Source organism: Staphylococcus sp. HMSC034C12, assembly GCF_001835895.1.
Classification (GTDB): domain Bacteria; phylum Bacillota; class Bacilli; order Staphylococcales; family Staphylococcaceae; genus Staphylococcus; species Staphylococcus hominis.
Map to the genome: position 1 here is coordinate 66,038 of NZ_KV826313.1, position 16,167 is coordinate 82,204.

Sequence of the window (16,167 nt, forward strand, 5' to 3'; positions counted from 1 at the left end):
ATTATATTATTTTTGAAAATAATGCCATAATTAAGTTAAATAATCGATAGTGGAAGATATATTGCATTATTAAATTTTAAAAGAAAGAGAAAGGTGAGAGCTATGAAATTTGTAAGTAATAATAATATTACTGATCCTACAATTAACTTAGCCATGGAAGAATATGTACTTAAATATTTACCTGCAGATGATAGTTACTTTTTATTTTATGTTAATGAACCCTCAATCATTGTAGGTAAAAATCAAAATACAATTGAAGAAGTTAATAAACAGTATGTAGATGAGCATCATATTCATGTTGTACGACGAATTTCTGGAGGAGGAGCTGTGTACCATGATAAAGGCAATTTGAATTTTAGTTTTGTAACGAGTGATGATGGTAACAGTTTTCATAACTTCAAGAAATTTACTGAGCCTATTGTTCAAGCTTTACAATCTATGGGTGTAGATGCAGAAATGACAGGCCGTAATGACATTCAAGTAGGCGCAGCTAAAATTTCTGGAAATGCTATGGTTAAGGTTAAAAATCGTATGTTTAGTCATGGTACATTAATGCTAAATAGTGATTTAGAAGAAGTACAAAACGCATTAAAAGTGAATCCTAAAAAAATTCAATCTAAAGGTGTGAAGTCTGTACGTAAACGCGTAGCAAATATTGAAGAATTTTTAGATGACTCTATTACAATTGATCAATTTAAGCAAATTATTTTAAAAAACATCTTTGGTGAGCATGAAGTAGAGGAATATCATTTAACGGAAGAAGACTGGAACAATATTAAGCAATTAAGCAATGAAAAATATCGCACTTGGGATTGGAATTATGGTAAAAATCCGAAATATAATTTTGAACGTGACGAGAAGTTTGAAAAAGGATTCATTCAAATTAAATTTGATGTCAAAAAAGGAAAAATTGAGCATGCTAAAATCTTTGGCGATTTCTTTGGAGAAGGAAATGTCAATGAATTAGAAGATGCTTTAGTAGGAACATTACACGATTATACTCATATAAAAGAAGTAATGGAAGACTATGACTTTTATCATTACTTTGGTGATATTGATAAAGACAGTATATTGAAGTTAATGGCGTATTAGTTTAAATATAAAAAAGGAGTCAAATTGTAGAAACATTGGCTCTTTTTTTATAAAAAAAACTCTTTACTTAAAAAGTAAAGAGTCAAATGACGGAAACGGAGGGATTCGAACCCTCGCGCCGCTCTCGCGACCTACACCCTTAGCAGGGGCGCCTCTTCAGCCAACTTGAGTACGTTTCCATATGGCTCCGCAGGTAGGATTCGAACCTACGACCGATCGGTTAACAGCCGATAGCTCTACCACTGAGCTACTGCGGAATAATATAACGTGTTCTTCAATCAATACAAATACAATTATATCAATAATCTTAAAATTTGCAAGAGATTATCTTTAAAAAATATACGGAACATTTACACTAAATTAATATAATCGTTCCGTATATTTTAAAAATAAACATACAGCTATTTATCTTCTAATAAAGAATAGTGTGAAAGTGCCTCAAAAATATTTAAAGATGTTTTTTCATAATCGATTGGCATATCTGGATTATTAGATTTCATTCTTGCTTGTTTATCAATCATATAGTAATAGAAAATAGAATTAGAATATTGATGCCATAAACTATGAAAAGATACATTTAATGTTAGTGCTTCTTGATTTGCAAAGATAATTTTACTCTTTCTGTTTTTTAATGGCTTAATATCAGAAATATAATGCATATTAATCCATATATTTTCTTCTAAACGGTCTGAATGTGTTGGGAAAAAGTAAGTTGGAAACAATGGTGTGAGAAGGATGGGAGGTTTACTAGTTATTCCAGCAATGCGTTGAGTTTCAGCTTTCTTGCTTAAGTAGTTATTGCCATAAAATCTACAAGATCGTTCAATAATTTTTTGAGTTTTAAAAGGACTTATTTCTCGTGAGGTATCGAATTTGAGGATTTCTGAGCCGTTCGGTTGTTGATGATCGTCAAATGTAGGTCTAATCACCATATCACCTTTACGTATGACATAAATCGTATTAGGAGGTTTATTGAACTGAGTCATAAGATCAGCTCCTTATTTAATTATTTATTATTAAACACGAAGAGTGATTAATAATATAAAATTATTATATAAAAAAAGTATATGTTGTCAAGTTATTATTTAAAAATAAAATTACACTAATTTATTTAGAAAAGTCTGAATATTCATTGATTTCAAAATAAAAAGCTTGTATACTATTTTTAAATTAATAGAAAGGTAGTGAATCTTATGTATTACAATACAAATGTTAAACATACCACACTAGAAGAATTTGTAACGACGGTGAATGATTTAGGTGTAGAACTTGTGATTGACGAAGCGTTACGTTTAGAAAGAAAGAAACAACTTGTAACATTAATTGATGAAGCTTTGGTTAATAGAAATGAAGATGATTTTAATCAATATACTACTGAATTAAAACATTTGGAGGCATTTCTCAATGAGTAAATCCGGTTCCAATGAATCACTATAAAAAGGTCTATTCTCTAAAATAAAGTGAATAGACCTTTTTAAATTATTTTCTTTTTGAATTTCCTTCTATTTTATTTTTAATCCATTTTAAGACATAGCCTGTAATAATTGTTCTCACAATACGTTTAATAAAGTTTTTCATAGTCACATTCTCCTTTTTAAAACTATTATTAATTTATACCCCATTTTCTTTAATTTAAAGAAGAAAGTTTAAAAACTTTCGCTTGTTTTTATCTGGGTATAAAAATATATCCATTATTATCAGCTTTAGTAGTAAAGATAATGATAATGCCATGAATAATCGAAACAATTGTTGGAATAAGTGTCCAAAAGAAGACCAAATGTAATACACCTTGTCCAACTTTATCTGCATAGAACTTGTGAATCCCAACACCACCTAAGAACAATGCACATAATACATATAATGTTTTGTTTACTCTCATATTATGGATGCCTCCTTATTTTTATATTGTAAGTAATTTATGACTAAAATCAAGAATGTCACTTATAAAAGAATCAGTTTATACTTACTATAATATTTAATTTCTTGTAAGAAGATGAGTATGATGTAGATGGAGGGATAAATATGATTAGAAAAGCGACACCAAGTGATAATAAGCAAATTGCAAAACTTTATTATTTAATATGGAAAGATATGGAACTTGACATTGTAAAGGAAATTTCTAAAAAACGTATGATTAATTTGCTTGAACTTAGTATAGTTAATGTACATTATCGTACCTATTATAAAAATATATGGGTATATGAAAAGAATAATGAAGTGGCCGGTTGTATTATCGCTTATGATGGTTCAAAAGAAATGGAGTACGAAGAACAATGGAACCAACTGCCTCTTGAAGAAGATATCAGATTAGTTGGAACACCTTTACCTATAAAAGAAGCTAAAAATGATGAGTGGTATATTGAAGCAGTGGTCACATCGCCTGATTATAGAGGACAAGGTATTGCGACACAATTGTTGGAACACTTGATCACCACAAGTTTTAATAAAAAATGGAGTTTAAATTGTGATTATAATAATGAGAAAGCACTTAAACTTTATAAACAACTAGGTTTCAAATGGGTTGAAGATATTAATTTATATGGCCATGATTATCTACATATGATATATATATAATAATAAAAAAACTAGCATTGTTAAAACACAATGCTAGTTAAAACAAATTAGATTCCACCTAAAAGTGCGCTGATATAAATACCCAAAGCGTACAAAATACCAAAGACTGTATTCGTTTTGCCAGTCGCTGCCATCGCTGGCATCATGCTTGCTGGTGTATCATTTTTATTAAAACGACGAATTGCTTTGATTGGCATTGGGAATGAGAATAATACTAACAAGTAGAATAATGAGCCGCCTGATTTGAATAAAGCAGTAAATATTACGATTAAGTAAGCTAAGATATACATTGCTGCCATAAACGTAATAGAAGCTTTTTTACCTAATAAAATAGATAAGGTTTTACGACCACTTGCTTTATCTTTAACACGGTCACGAATGTTATTAGCCATATTAATTAACCCGATTGTAATGACAATAGGTAAGCTAATCCAAACAATAAAACCATTCACATTACCTGTTTGAATAAAGAATGCAAGTAAAATGATAATCATACCCATAAATAATCCGGAGAATAATTCACCAAATGGCGTCCATGAAATAGGAATAGGTCCACCAGTATATAAATAACCAATTGCCATACATACAATACCAACTGGAATAATCCAAAATGAACTATTAACAGCTAGATATATACCAAGTAAAGCGGCAATAATATAAAAAGCAATTGCTAGATTCATGACAAGTTTTGGACTCATACCATTTCGAACAATCGCGCCACCGATGCCTACAGATGTATGATCGTCTAATCCTTTTTTAAAATCATAATATTCATTAAACATATTAGTCGCTGCTTGAATTAAAAGGCATGCGATTAACATTGCTAAGAATAGGCTGAATTTAATATGATCTTGACTGCCCAGTAAGAAAAGTTTAGCTGTCGCTGTTCCTACTAATACAGGGACAATAGACGCGGTTAAAGTATGAGGTCTCATTAAATGCCAATATTTTCTAACAGTTGAATATTGTTGATATTGATCTGCCATAATGTAATCTACCTCTTATAATATAAAGTTTTAACATATGTATTTTATAGGAATAGGTAAGAAAGGTCAATCAACGTGAAATATTTCTCTAAATTGATTAAGCAATTATGATACGATGAATAACGAAAAATGTTACAATACTTTAATGAGTAAAAAAAGATAATGAAAGAAGTGAAATGAATGGCTGCCAACCTAATGGAAGACAAAATTATGGAATCTATATATGAAAGCAATAAAAACTGGGTTTCTGTTGAAGTCGTGTTAAATAAATCTTTAACACCAAGTGAATTATTTAATTTAACTGAAAAACAAGCTGGAGATCGATTTTATTTGCGATTAAACGATAATATGTCTTCATTTTTCGGCTATCATGCAATTCAAAGGTTTAAGAATAACTTTGAAAATAAACAATCTATCTTTCGGGAATGGGAAAAATTTAAAAACGATGTAGAACTAATTCATGTTAATACGCAAAAGCATCACCTTAAAATAGTAGGGGGATTCCAATTTTCAAATCATAAGTCTGATGATGAGTGGCGTGAATTTGGGATTAATCATTTTGTGGTACCTGAAGTACTTATTTCTTCAGTTAACAATCAAACCATTTTGACATATACAGTTGAAAAAGCTCAATTTGAAATGGAAAAATTAAATCAAATTATTAATTATTTTGAAAATACTCAAGTCGATACGACAGAACGAGAGACAGCTTTAGGCAATGTAACACGCATGGAAGATATTTATGTTGATGAGTGGAAAGATCTTGTAAGTCATACGATTGAACAACTTGATAAAGATCAAAAAGTAGTGCTTGCGAGACGTCGTTTAATTAAGTTTGATAAGCCAATTAGTATTCCTTATGTACTTAATCGTGCGTTAAACAATGAGAAAAATAGTTACTTATTTATTCTAGAGTCTAACCAATCTGTATTCTTCTCTCAAACACCAGAGCAATTATTAAAAGTTGAAGACGGTGTATTATCTACGAAGGCTGTAGCAGGAACCATTCCTCGAACACAAGATGCTGAAAAAGATGAAAAAAATGTTCAAGCATTTCTACAAGACAGTAAAAATCTAGGTGAACATCAATTTGTCGTTAGAAGTATTTTAAATGATATTGAACCTTATGTAGAAAATGTAGAGTACAATCAAAAACCTAATATTTTAAAAAATGATCATATGTATCATTTGTATACTGAAATAAAAGGAACATTATTGAATCATTCGTATATTAGTTTAATTGATGAGTTGCATCCTACACCTGCCTTAGGTGGTTATCCTAAGAAAGAAGCAGTTGATTATATTGAAAAAAATGAGTTTGGCACACGAGGATTATATGGGTCTCCAGTTGGATATATCGATGTAGATGATGATTGTGAATTTATTGTGGCTATTCGTTCTATGTTAATTAAACAAAATCAAACTACTTTATTTGCAGGTTGTGGTATCGTAAAAGATTCTAATGCTGAAAGTGAAGTTGAAGAAACGTCGGTGAAATTTTCACCAATGATGAATGCTTTAGGAGTAGTGAATGAGAATGAATCATAAAGAAGCTTTAACTAAACAAGTTTATACATTTGCATCAGAGTTATATGCCTATGGTGTGCGAGAAGTCGTTATTAGTCCGGGCTCACGTTCGACTCCTTTAGCGATTGCATTTGAAGCGCATCCAAATATAAAAACTTGGATACATCCTGATGAACGTAGCGCAGCTTTTTTTGCTTTAGGATTAATTAAAGGAAGCGAACGTCCAGTTGCGATTTTATGTACTTCTGGAACAGCGGCTGCTAATTACACGCCAGCTATAGCCGAAAGTCAAATCAGCCGTATACCGCTTATAGTATTAACTAGCGATCGTCCACACGAACTTAGAAGTGTAGGCGCACCACAAGCGATTAACCAAGTCAATATGTTTGCAAATTATATTAACTTCCAATTTGATATGCCTGTAGCTGATGGCAGTCAAGAAATGCTCAATACTATCAATTATCAAATGCAAATTGCAAGTCAATATTTATATGGTCCACACCGTGGTCCAATACATTTTAATTTACCATTTAGAGAACCGTTAACACCAGATCTTGAAATGACTGAGAATTTAAAATCTGAACATAAAATATTGCCTCATTATCAAAAAAATATAGATATACAAGATATAAAAAATGTATTAAAAGATAAGAAAGGTCTTATTATTGTAGGGGATATGCAGCACCAAGCAGTCGATCAAATTTTAACTTACGCTACAATTCATGATTTACCAATTCTTGCAGATCCACTTAGTCAATTACGCAAGTTTAACCATCCTAATGTTATTACAACATATGATTTATTATACCGTTCTCATTTAAATATTGATGCTGATTTTATTATACGTGTAGGTAAACCAGTTATTTCTAAAAAATTAAATCAATGGCTTACACGCACAAATGCATTTCAAATATTAGTTCAAAATAATGATAAAATTGATGTATTTCCAACACCGCCACACATCTCATATGAAATATCAGCAAATGATTTCTTCAGAAGTTTAGTGAATGAACCAACAGTAAATCGTAAGGATTGGATTGAACGTTGGCAATCTATAGAAGCACAATCTCGTAAAGCAATCACTCAACATATGTCTCAAGCGACAGATGAATCAGCATTTGTAAGTACACTGATTCAAAAACTCACTAAAGATGATGCATTATTTGTAAGTAATAGTATGCCTATTCGTGATGTAGATAATTTATTATTTGATAGTGAAGTAGAAGTGTATGCTAATCGAGGTGCAAATGGTATTGATGGCGTTATTTCTACTGCTTTAGGTATGGCAGTACATAAAAGAGTGACATTACTGATTGGAGATTTAGCTTTTTATCATGATATGAATGGATTATTAATGGCTAAATTAAACGATATTCATATTAATATTGTTATACTTAACAACGATGGTGGAGGTATATTTTCTTATTTGCCTCAAAAAACAGCAGCAGAGCAATACTTTGAACGTCTATTTGGTACACCAACTGGACTAAATTTTGAGTATACTGCCATGTTATATGATTTTTCATTTAAACGTTTGAATAATATTACCGATTTTTCTCAAGTATCATTTTCAAATATGAATTCATATATATATGAAATGATTACAAATCGTGAAGATAACTTAGAACAACATCAACTTTTATATCAGAAATTGAGTGAGATTTTAAATGTTACATTATAATTTTTATAAATCTGATCATCCAAGCAATCAATTATTAATTTTACTTCATGGTTTTATTAGTGATAGTCAAACGTATATGAATCATATAGAGGCTTTTCTTACTCAATGTAATATTTTAACTATTGATTTACCTGGACATGGCAAAGATGACTCACCTATAGATCAAACATGGGACTTTCCGTATATAACGGAACAAATAAATCGAGTTTTATCTCAATTTGAGAAATATAAATTCAGTTTATTAGGCTATTCAATGGGTGGGCGCGTAGCACTTTACTATACAATATATGGTCAATATGAAATCAAACAGTTAATATTAGAAAGTACATCGCCAGGCATTGCTGACGAAGCCTTACGTAAAGAACGACAGGCTATCGATCAAGCACGTGGACGTGTATTAGAAATAGCTGGAATTGAAGTGTTTGTAAATGATTGGGAAAAACTCCCTTTATTTCAAACACAATATCTATTAGATGATAATAAAAAACAGGCAATGCGTCGTATGCGACTTTCGCAGGATCCTAATAAATTAGCGAAAGCTTTAAGAGATTATGGGACTGGACATATGCCTAATTTATGGGGAGATATTAAGCGTATAAAAAGTGATTGCCTTATTCTAGCAGGAGAATTAGATGAAAAATTCGTTAATACTGCTAAAAAAATGGCACAAGAAATTAAAAACTATCAAATTCGTATTTTAAAAAATGTAGGTCACACAATTCATGTGGAAGATGAAGCGGAATTTGATACAATAGTATTAGGCTTTTTAAAGGAGGAGCAAAATGACTAGACAGTGGGAAACACTAAAAGAATATGATGAAATTAAATATGAATTCTTCGAAGGAATTGCAAAAGTAACAATTAACCGACCAGAAGTACGTAATGCATTTACACCTAAAACAGTAGCTGAAATGATTGATGCATTTACTAGAGCACGTGATGATCAAAATGTTTCTGTTATTATCTTAACAGGTGAAGGCGATAAAGCGTTTTGTTCAGGCGGAGATCAAAAGAAACGTGGACATGGTGGTTATGTTGGTGAAGACCAAATTCCTCGTTTAAATGTATTGGATTTACAACGTTTAATTCGTGTTATTCCTAAACCAGTTATTGCAATGGTTAGAGGTTATGCAATTGGTGGAGGTAACGTATTAAATGTAGTATGTGACTTAACAATTGCTGCAGATAATGCAATCTTTGGTCAAACTGGACCTAAAGTAGGTTCATTTGATGCTGGTTATGGTTCAGGATACTTAGCTCGTATCGTAGGCCACAAAAAAGCACGTGAAATTTGGTACTTATGTCGTCAATACAATGCTCAAGAGGCATTAGAAATGGGCTTAGTTAATACTGTAGTACCTTTAGATAAAGTAGAAGATGAAACAGTAGCTTGGTGTAAAGACATTATGAAACATTCACCAACAGCATTACGTTTCTTAAAAGCTGCAATGAATGCAGATACAGATGGTTTAGCTGGTTTACAACAAATGGCTGGAGATGCTACATTACTGTATTATACTACTGATGAAGCAAAAGAAGGTCGTGACGCATTTAAAGAAAAACGCGATCCTGATTTTGATCAATTCCCTAAATTCCCATAAACAATAGTAATAAAAAAACGCAAAATTGACTTAGTCAATCTTGCGTTTTTTTTAATTATCTAACACGTTAGGATAGTGTTCTTTTAAATATAATTCTAAACGACGCATACCTTCTTTTAAGACGTTCATTTCATAAGCATAAGAAATACGAATATAGCCTTTTCCTATATCTGTGAAAGAAGAGCCTGGCACCATCGCAACATGTGCCTCTTCCAGTACATTGACACAAAAGTCAAAATCATTATTAGTGAATCGTTTAATACTTGGGAAAATATAAAATGCACCTTCAGGTTGAGCTTCAAGTTCGAATCCTAGAGATAACAATTTAGCTTTTAAATAATCACGGCGTTCAATATAAGCTTTGTTCATATATTTTGGTGCTTCTAAGCCCTCATTTAATGCAGTGATACAAGCAATTTGAGCAGGAACATTAGCACAAATACAGTTATATGCATGCATGAAAGTTAATTTTTCAATTAAATATTCAGGACCGATTAAAAAACCGATACGGATGCCTGTAGCTGAATGTGATTTACTTAAGCCACCAATGAGTAATAGTTGGTCACGTATCTCTTCATATTCTGCGAAAGAAGTATGTGTTCCTGTAAACGTATTTTCAGCATATATTTCATCACTGATAATAAATATTTCTTTAGTTTTTAAATAATGTACAAGGGCTTCAACTTCTGAGCGCTCTAATATAACACCAGTTGGATTAGTAGGGTAATTTAATAAAATTGCTTTAGTTTGATTAGTAAAGTAAGTTTCAATTAGCTCAGGTGTTACCTTAAAGTCAGAATGTGTGGTATCAATATAAATAGGTTTACCACCTAAAGTTTCAACTAATGGAATATATCCGGCATAAATAGGACCAGGGATTAAAATTTCATCTCCAGGTTCGATTATACTTCTTAGCGATGTATCTAACGCTTCACTTGCACCGTTTGTAACAATAATTTCTTCTTCGCTATAAAAAAATCCATATCTACGTTTAAAATATTGACTAATCGCTTGACGCGTTTCAGTAAGACCTTTGTTATGTGAATAACTTGTTTTATCTTCACTTATTGCATTAATATATGCTTGCTTAACCACATCAGGCATTGGAAAATCAGGTTGGCCAATAGTTAAATTAACACAGTCGTCAATATTTTTTATTCGACTTGAAAACTGTCGGATACTTGGCGCTCTTAAAAACTTAGAATTTGAATTTAAAGTTAATTTCATATTTACACCTCTAAATATAATCATTCAAAGTATTATGACCTCATTACTTTGAAATAGAATATAATTATCATATCATATTTTTATTTATAATATTTAATTAATAAAATCTCATTTTCTCTCAATTTAAATAGAAAAATTAGAAATCGTGTATAATGAATAGATAATATCATATTATTAAAATGAATTTAGTCAATTTATTGAATAGTATTGTCTAATTATAAAATTAACTTTATAATATAAACAATTACTAGAGTGGAGTAGAACAGCTATGTATAATCAACTAGAAAAACTTATTACCCTAACAAACAATGATCTTAATTTAGTAAATAGACGCTTTGGCCAACGGACTGATATAACAAATGACCAACTGGAATTATTAAGAATTCTTTATAACTATGATCGATTATCACAATATGATTTAACAATGAAGATTAGTAGAGAGCAGTCCATTGTATCTCGTTGGATAAAGAAATTAGTTCATAAAGGTTATATTACAAGTCAACAGTCACACGAAGATTTACGTTGTAAGGATTTATGTTTAACAACTGAAGCTAGAGATTTAATTAAACAAATCAATATAGCAAGATGTGAATTAATCGAAGCGAGATGTCAATGTTTAACAGAAGAGGAAATCAATAATTTGAATCATCTTTTAAATAAACTTAATAGTCGTCATCTTTATATCTAACATAGCACCCATCTTATTGTTCTTTATAACATAGTCCAATAAGATGGGTGCTTGTATGAAATATAAAATTTAGAGCAAAAAAGCATCTGAGACAGAAATAAGTGTCTCAGATTCTTTTAAGTATGGGTAGGCGATAACTGAAGGGCAACTGAATTCAGTCTCACTCCCAAGTAGTATTATTGATTAAATACTGGTATTTCAAAATATTTACCAACTGAATTAATTTGATCGTATAAGTATTTTAAACCTTCAGCATTCACATTTGCCCAATTAATATCAGTAGCATATTGATGTGTACCAGGTTGATCAGGATTCCAACGCATTTTATAAAGTGTATTTTGACCAGATTTAATATAATCTTGAGCAATAAATTTAGCTCCATCAATAATAGCTTTAGAAATACTATTCCAGCCAGATCGTTTTGCGTAATTAATTCCATTTACAAGTGGTGCATAATCATAAGCACCAATACCATATACATTATAGTATTTAATAGGGGAATTAGAAACGACTTGATTATTAACCAAATTTGCACCTTTAGCAAGTTTAGATTGGCCATTACCCGTTTCAAGTAGAGCATGAGCAATTAAGTAAATTTCATTAACACCTGTCAATTTTGCAGCATTAGCAAATGCTTGACCTTGGTTTTCTAACATTCCCTTACCTTTAAGTAGTCGATTTAAACGATCTACAGATAATGATTGTGGGCGATCTAAACGTAAAAATTGATATTTTAAAGTTGGATGTTTAGCAAGTGTTTTCGCGTTCATCGCATTTTTAATTTCACTATACGTTGCATTTGACCAACCGCTATTATTACGTTGAACTTGTGGTGGTGCACCGTAAACATTTTGTTGAATTTTAGTGACATCATCAAGTGTTCTATAGTTTTTAGATAGTTTAACTAATTGTTGTTGTAAATCGCTTTTCTTAATCCATACTGATTTACCATTACTTAATTTACCATAATACCAAGTGATACCATTTACTACTTTTCGTTTTGTAACTTGAAAAATTTGTTCATTAAATGGCTTGAGTAAGTACCCTTTAGCTGAAGTAGGGTCGTCATAGTAAAAACTATTACCATTAGTTATAACTAAATCATCGTTATAGTCTTCTACTGTATCGAAAGATGAAGCGTTAGTTAAATCATTTAGTGCAATCCAACCTGTTTGATTATTAACTGTACCGTATAAATACGTTTTACCATCAACAATTGTCGATTTAGAAGCTGTGAAAGTTTGATTAGCAATGTTGTTTTTATCTAATCGTTGTTGATTAGTGCCCCAAGCAATCGTATACAAGCCCTTATTATTTTGATTGACAGTATAAGTACCTTTCACTTTTTGTTCTTTATCTAAATTTTTAATATTTAAGTCTTTAACATTATACCAACCTAATGGGGTATTTCCAGAAGTACTAGATAATAAAACATATGTATTATCATCTAATTTTTTTTCTTTAGTTACAACATATGTTTTGTTAGCATATTGCTTTGCATGCTTACCACTTGCATCGTAAATACTTGAACGTATACCATCATTTGTTGAATTTACTTGAGCAATTTTTGAAACAGTTTGAACACTACTTGTTTTTTGACTCGTTTTTACAGTTTGAACATCGTCTGATAAAATCCAGCCCCAAACATTATTGATAACACCGTGAAGATACGTATTTGAGCCTACTTTTAAAGCGTCTATAGATTTTAGAACATCTCCCTTTGAAGGAACAGTTGCTTTAATTTGAGACGAACTGCCCCAAGGTGTTTCATATATATTACTATTTCCTTTGATATTGTAATTTTTAATACCATCATTTATAGGTGTTGTAGTTTGAATATTAATTTCTGATGAAGGAATCCAACCGTGTGATTGATTACCATTAAAGTCAGAAATCAAATAAAAGTTTTTATTATTTAATGTCGCTTTTTTAGTTACACGATAAGTATTACCGTTAATAGAAGGATTTATTTTTCCTGATGAGTCATATACTGTTGTGTAAGCACCACTATTTTTTTTAGCTACTTGTCCTAAAGTGTTATTTAATTGAGAAACATTAAGTACATTAGTTGTATCCGCTTTGTTTTGAATATCATTTAAATAATATTTACTTACCCAACCAGTTAAACCATTTACTGAACCATATACATAAGTTGATTTACCTACTTGTTGTGATGCACTCGCTTTAAATGGAGATTGATTTGATTTAGATACTGTTCCAGCAATTTGATTATAATTACCCCATGGAACCGTGTATAGTGTCGTTCCAGGTTTAATAGTATACGATTTATTTACTTTTGTTTTAGAAGTAGTAGTATTATAAATCGTTTCACTTTGTTTAACCCATCCATATAATTTTCCACTATTATAATCGGATACTAGGTAATATTTATCTTTACCAAGCTGTGCAGATTTTGTAACTGCTAAAGTATTATGAACTTGATTCGTTGTTTTTCCCTTAGAATCATATACAGTAGTATAAAGACCGCTATTATCTGATTTAATTTGAGCTAAGCCATTATTAGATGTTACTGTTAATTTTTTATTATTTACACTTGGTTTAGTAGTAGGAGTTGAATTATTTGTAGATGTTGTACCCCATGGTGCAACTTTACCCATTTTAATTAAATATTTTTCGTTAATTAAATCATATAATTCATCATAACTATAATTATGATTACTCAAGTAGGCATGTGGATCAGCGTGATCTGTACCTCCAAGATAACGACTAATAGCATAATGAGTCCATACTGTTCCTTTAGCATCATATTCAGCACTATCTGGTTTTAATCCATAATATTGTAATTGTGTAGCAGCGTAATCTGCATAGTTATTCATTGAACGTGCAAATGAAGCATAATCATGTGTATGAACAATTTCAACATTAATAAAACGATTATTTCCATATGGTCCAGCTCCCCAAGATAAATAATCAGTAGGGGCAGTTTCAATAATACGATTTCCATCTACAAATGCATGTACAAACGCATTTGTATAATTATTTCTCATATAATTAATTTCGCCTTCAATCGTTGAATTGTCATTTGCAGTATCATGCACGACGATGCCTTCAGGTTTTCCTACTCCATTTCGATACCCATATTTAGGGAAGTAAGATGTATAATGTTCTTCAATCGAAGGAGCTTTCAAATTATTTGAGCGAATATAATTATTAATTGAAGATTTAACTTGTGGTACATATTTTGGTAGTGAAGAAGTAGTTGAATATGTACTTACTGTAGCTGGACCACCTTTTCCACCGATACCTTTATACACTGATGATGTAGAGTCAGAGACAGATGCATCATTTGATTGAGTTGAAGTTGTAGTTTTATTATTAACATTAGTATTATTTAAAGCTGCACTGTATGCACGTACTTTTAAAGTATTATGCATTGGTGAAGTTTGAGTATTATTATTTTGAAGAGTAGTATCTTCATTGTTAACTGTAGTGTTGTCTGATTTATTTGATAAATTGTTAGACGTACTGTCACTTTCAGTAGTAGAAGTAGAAGATGTTGATACTTTATTATTGTCATTATTTGTCGTTGTCGTATCATCATCTACTTTTTGTTGCTTATTATTAACGAAAGTAGTGCTTGATTGAGTTTTTGATATGCTATTGTTTTGACTATCTACGTTATTTAATGTTGTTTTAGGCTCATCTGTATTTAACTTTTGTGTATTTGAAACTTGAGCACTTTCATTATGAGTTGGTTGTGTTTCAGTAGTTACATGATTTGAATTTATTTTATTATTAGACTCTGCTGAGGTAACTAATTTAGTTGAATCAGTTGAAGTAGTAGAGGTAGTAGTTACTTCATTATTATTATGTTTTGTATTATCAGATTGATAATTTGATATTGTATCATTGTTTTTAACTGTATCATTAGTATTAGAACGCGTTGAGTTATTTTGAGATGACGCTGATTGATTTAAGTGATCTAATTTTGCATCATATGTGTATGTATTATTAGTAGTATTTGATTTTACTAATGTAGGGTCTTGGTAAGTTTGCACCCCAGAAATATTTTGAGCTGCATTACTGACTTGATGTTTAGCTACATTGGCATTTTCAATATTTTGTTGATCATCGATTACATTATTAGCAGCCTCTTGTTTGTTTTCAGAGGCTTCAGCATGATGTGTAGTAAATGCTGCACCAAATAAAGTAAGGGCGATCATTGATGGGAATTTAAAGCTAAATTTTTTCGACATAATAGTTGCTCCTTTTTTAATTTACTTTTTTATTATAACGTCAAGAAAAGTAAGAGTAATTATTTTTAACTAATTTGTAAACTAAATTTAATTTTGTTTTTAAAAATATCTACCTGGTGTAAATGGAATTCAAGTATCGAAAAATGTAATTTAAATTATTTTATACATTTTAATATGAACAATATTTTCTTCTTGAAAAGGAAGACCAATACTAACATAACCTAGTTTTTCATAGAACGGTTTAGCTTGTAGTTGTGCGTTTAAAATAAGTTTATGATGATGTTTTCGTTTTGCAATACTTTCAATCGTGTTCATTAATGTTTTACCGAATCCTTTATTGCGATAAGGTTTTAAAATTGCTACACGTTCTACTTTTATACCATCTTCATATGGACGAAATCGTGCACAAGCAAATGGATGATTATCGTGATATCCAATAATATGAGTAGAAGTATTTTCAAATGCATCTAATTCGTTTTCTAATGGAACCCCTTGCTCTTCTACAAAAACTGACTTTCTAATTTCAAAACAGTCAGAAAGCATAGATTGATTAATTACTTCTCTAAACATGTGA

The 16,167-nt window shown here is 30.8% G+C and carries 15 protein-coding genes and 2 tRNA genes; 8 read left to right on the forward strand and 9 right to left on the reverse strand.

The window, feature by feature from the left end; genetic code table 11:
• Positions 1 to 102: 102 nt before the first annotated feature.
• A complete protein-coding gene (locus HMPREF2629_RS03320) occupies positions 103 to 1,092 on the forward strand; it encodes a lipoate--protein ligase (RefSeq protein WP_048762301.1) in 990 nt (329 codons plus the stop codon).
• A gap of 90 nt (positions 1,093 to 1,182) precedes the next feature.
• Here the strand turns inward: HMPREF2629_RS03320 and HMPREF2629_RS03325 are convergent.
• The 3 genes from HMPREF2629_RS03325 to HMPREF2629_RS03335 form a co-directional block, all read right to left on the reverse strand.
• Positions 1,183 to 1,271, reverse strand: a tRNA-Ser gene (locus HMPREF2629_RS03325).
• A 3-nt stretch (positions 1,272 to 1,274) separates the two neighbouring features.
• Positions 1,275 to 1,349, reverse strand: a tRNA-Asn gene (locus HMPREF2629_RS03330).
• Positions 1,350 to 1,493: 144 nt separating this feature from the next.
• Positions 1,494 to 2,078: a competence protein ComK gene (locus HMPREF2629_RS03335; protein ID WP_017175793.1), complete on the reverse strand. Its 585-nt coding sequence runs from the start codon at positions 2,076 to 2,078 to the stop codon at positions 1,494 to 1,496.
• 207 nt (positions 2,079 to 2,285) lie between these two features.
• Here HMPREF2629_RS03335 and HMPREF2629_RS03340 point away from each other — a divergent pair, with 207 nt between their 5' ends.
• A complete protein-coding gene (locus HMPREF2629_RS03340; RefSeq protein WP_002488353.1) occupies positions 2,286 to 2,504 on the forward strand; it encodes an IDEAL domain-containing protein in 219 nt (72 codons plus the stop codon).
• 67 nt (positions 2,505 to 2,571) lie between these two features.
• Here HMPREF2629_RS03340 and HMPREF2629_RS11265 read toward each other — a convergent pair whose 3' ends face one another.
• Positions 2,572 to 2,670, reverse strand: coding sequence for an SAR1012 family small protein (locus HMPREF2629_RS11265; protein ID WP_017175792.1), 99 nt, complete (start codon positions 2,668 to 2,670; stop codon positions 2,572 to 2,574).
• Positions 2,671 to 2,758: 88 nt separating this feature from the next.
• Complete coding sequence (locus HMPREF2629_RS03345) at positions 2,759 to 2,971, reverse strand: TM2 domain-containing protein (RefSeq protein WP_017175791.1); 213 nt, start codon at positions 2,969 to 2,971, stop codon at positions 2,759 to 2,761.
• Between the two features lie 143 nt (positions 2,972 to 3,114).
• On the opposite strand from HMPREF2629_RS03345, the gene HMPREF2629_RS03350 reads away from it, so the two are divergent.
• The gene (locus HMPREF2629_RS03350; RefSeq protein WP_017175790.1) at positions 3,115 to 3,666 is read left to right on the forward strand and encodes a GNAT family N-acetyltransferase; all 552 of its coding nucleotides are present in this window, start codon (positions 3,115 to 3,117) and stop codon (positions 3,664 to 3,666) included.
• Positions 3,667 to 3,713: 47 nt separating this feature from the next.
• Here HMPREF2629_RS03350 and HMPREF2629_RS03355 read toward each other — a convergent pair whose 3' ends face one another.
• The gene (locus tag HMPREF2629_RS03355; RefSeq protein WP_049379560.1) at positions 3,714 to 4,652 is read right to left on the reverse strand and encodes a 1,4-dihydroxy-2-naphthoate polyprenyltransferase; all 939 of its coding nucleotides are present in this window, start codon (positions 4,650 to 4,652) and stop codon (positions 3,714 to 3,716) included.
• Between the two features lie 180 nt (positions 4,653 to 4,832).
• Here HMPREF2629_RS03355 and HMPREF2629_RS03360 point away from each other — a divergent pair, with 180 nt between their 5' ends.
• From HMPREF2629_RS03360 to menB, 4 genes are read left to right on the forward strand one after another with little or no spacing between them, the layout of a single operon-like run.
• A complete protein-coding gene (locus HMPREF2629_RS03360) occupies positions 4,833 to 6,200 on the forward strand; it encodes an isochorismate synthase (protein ID WP_017175788.1) in 1,368 nt (455 codons plus the stop codon).
• On the forward strand, positions 6,190 to 7,860 hold the full coding sequence (gene menD, locus HMPREF2629_RS03365; protein WP_025987184.1) for a 2-succinyl-5-enolpyruvyl-6-hydroxy-3-cyclohexene-1-carboxylic-acid synthase: 1,671 nt from the start codon (positions 6,190 to 6,192) through the stop codon (positions 7,858 to 7,860). The genes HMPREF2629_RS03360 and menD overlap by 11 nt, the downstream gene beginning before the upstream one ends.
• Positions 7,847 to 8,650, forward strand: coding sequence for a 2-succinyl-6-hydroxy-2,4-cyclohexadiene-1-carboxylate synthase (menH, locus tag HMPREF2629_RS03370; protein ID WP_054105421.1), 804 nt, complete (start codon positions 7,847 to 7,849; stop codon positions 8,648 to 8,650). The genes menD and menH overlap by 14 nt, the downstream gene beginning before the upstream one ends.
• Positions 8,643 to 9,461, forward strand: a complete 819-nt coding sequence (gene menB, locus HMPREF2629_RS03375; RefSeq protein ID WP_002448062.1) for a 1,4-dihydroxy-2-naphthoyl-CoA synthase — start codon at positions 8,643 to 8,645, stop codon at positions 9,459 to 9,461. Before menH ends, menB begins: the two co-directional genes overlap by 8 nt.
• 51 nt (positions 9,462 to 9,512) lie before the next feature.
• Here menB and HMPREF2629_RS03380 read toward each other — a convergent pair whose 3' ends face one another.
• Positions 9,513 to 10,688, reverse strand: coding sequence for an aminotransferase class I/II-fold pyridoxal phosphate-dependent enzyme (locus HMPREF2629_RS03380; RefSeq protein WP_054105422.1), 1,176 nt, complete (start codon positions 10,686 to 10,688; stop codon positions 9,513 to 9,515).
• Positions 10,689 to 10,956: 268 nt separating this feature from the next.
• Between HMPREF2629_RS03380 and HMPREF2629_RS03385 the strand changes: the two genes are divergently transcribed.
• Positions 10,957 to 11,376, forward strand: coding sequence for a MarR family transcriptional regulator (locus HMPREF2629_RS03385; protein WP_002448073.1), 420 nt, complete (start codon positions 10,957 to 10,959; stop codon positions 11,374 to 11,376).
• Between the two features lie 176 nt (positions 11,377 to 11,552).
• On the opposite strand, the gene HMPREF2629_RS03390 is transcribed toward HMPREF2629_RS03385, so the two are convergent.
• Together HMPREF2629_RS03390 and HMPREF2629_RS03395 are read right to left on the reverse strand one after the other, a co-directional pair.
• Positions 11,553 to 15,593, reverse strand: a complete 4,041-nt coding sequence (locus HMPREF2629_RS03390; RefSeq protein ID WP_054105423.1) for a glucosaminidase domain-containing protein — start codon at positions 15,591 to 15,593, stop codon at positions 11,553 to 11,555.
• Positions 15,594 to 15,743: 150 nt separating this feature from the next.
• Positions 15,744 to 16,163, reverse strand: a complete 420-nt coding sequence (locus tag HMPREF2629_RS03395; protein ID WP_017175782.1) for a GNAT family N-acetyltransferase — start codon at positions 16,161 to 16,163, stop codon at positions 15,744 to 15,746.
• Between the last annotated feature and the right edge of the window lie 4 nt (positions 16,164 to 16,167).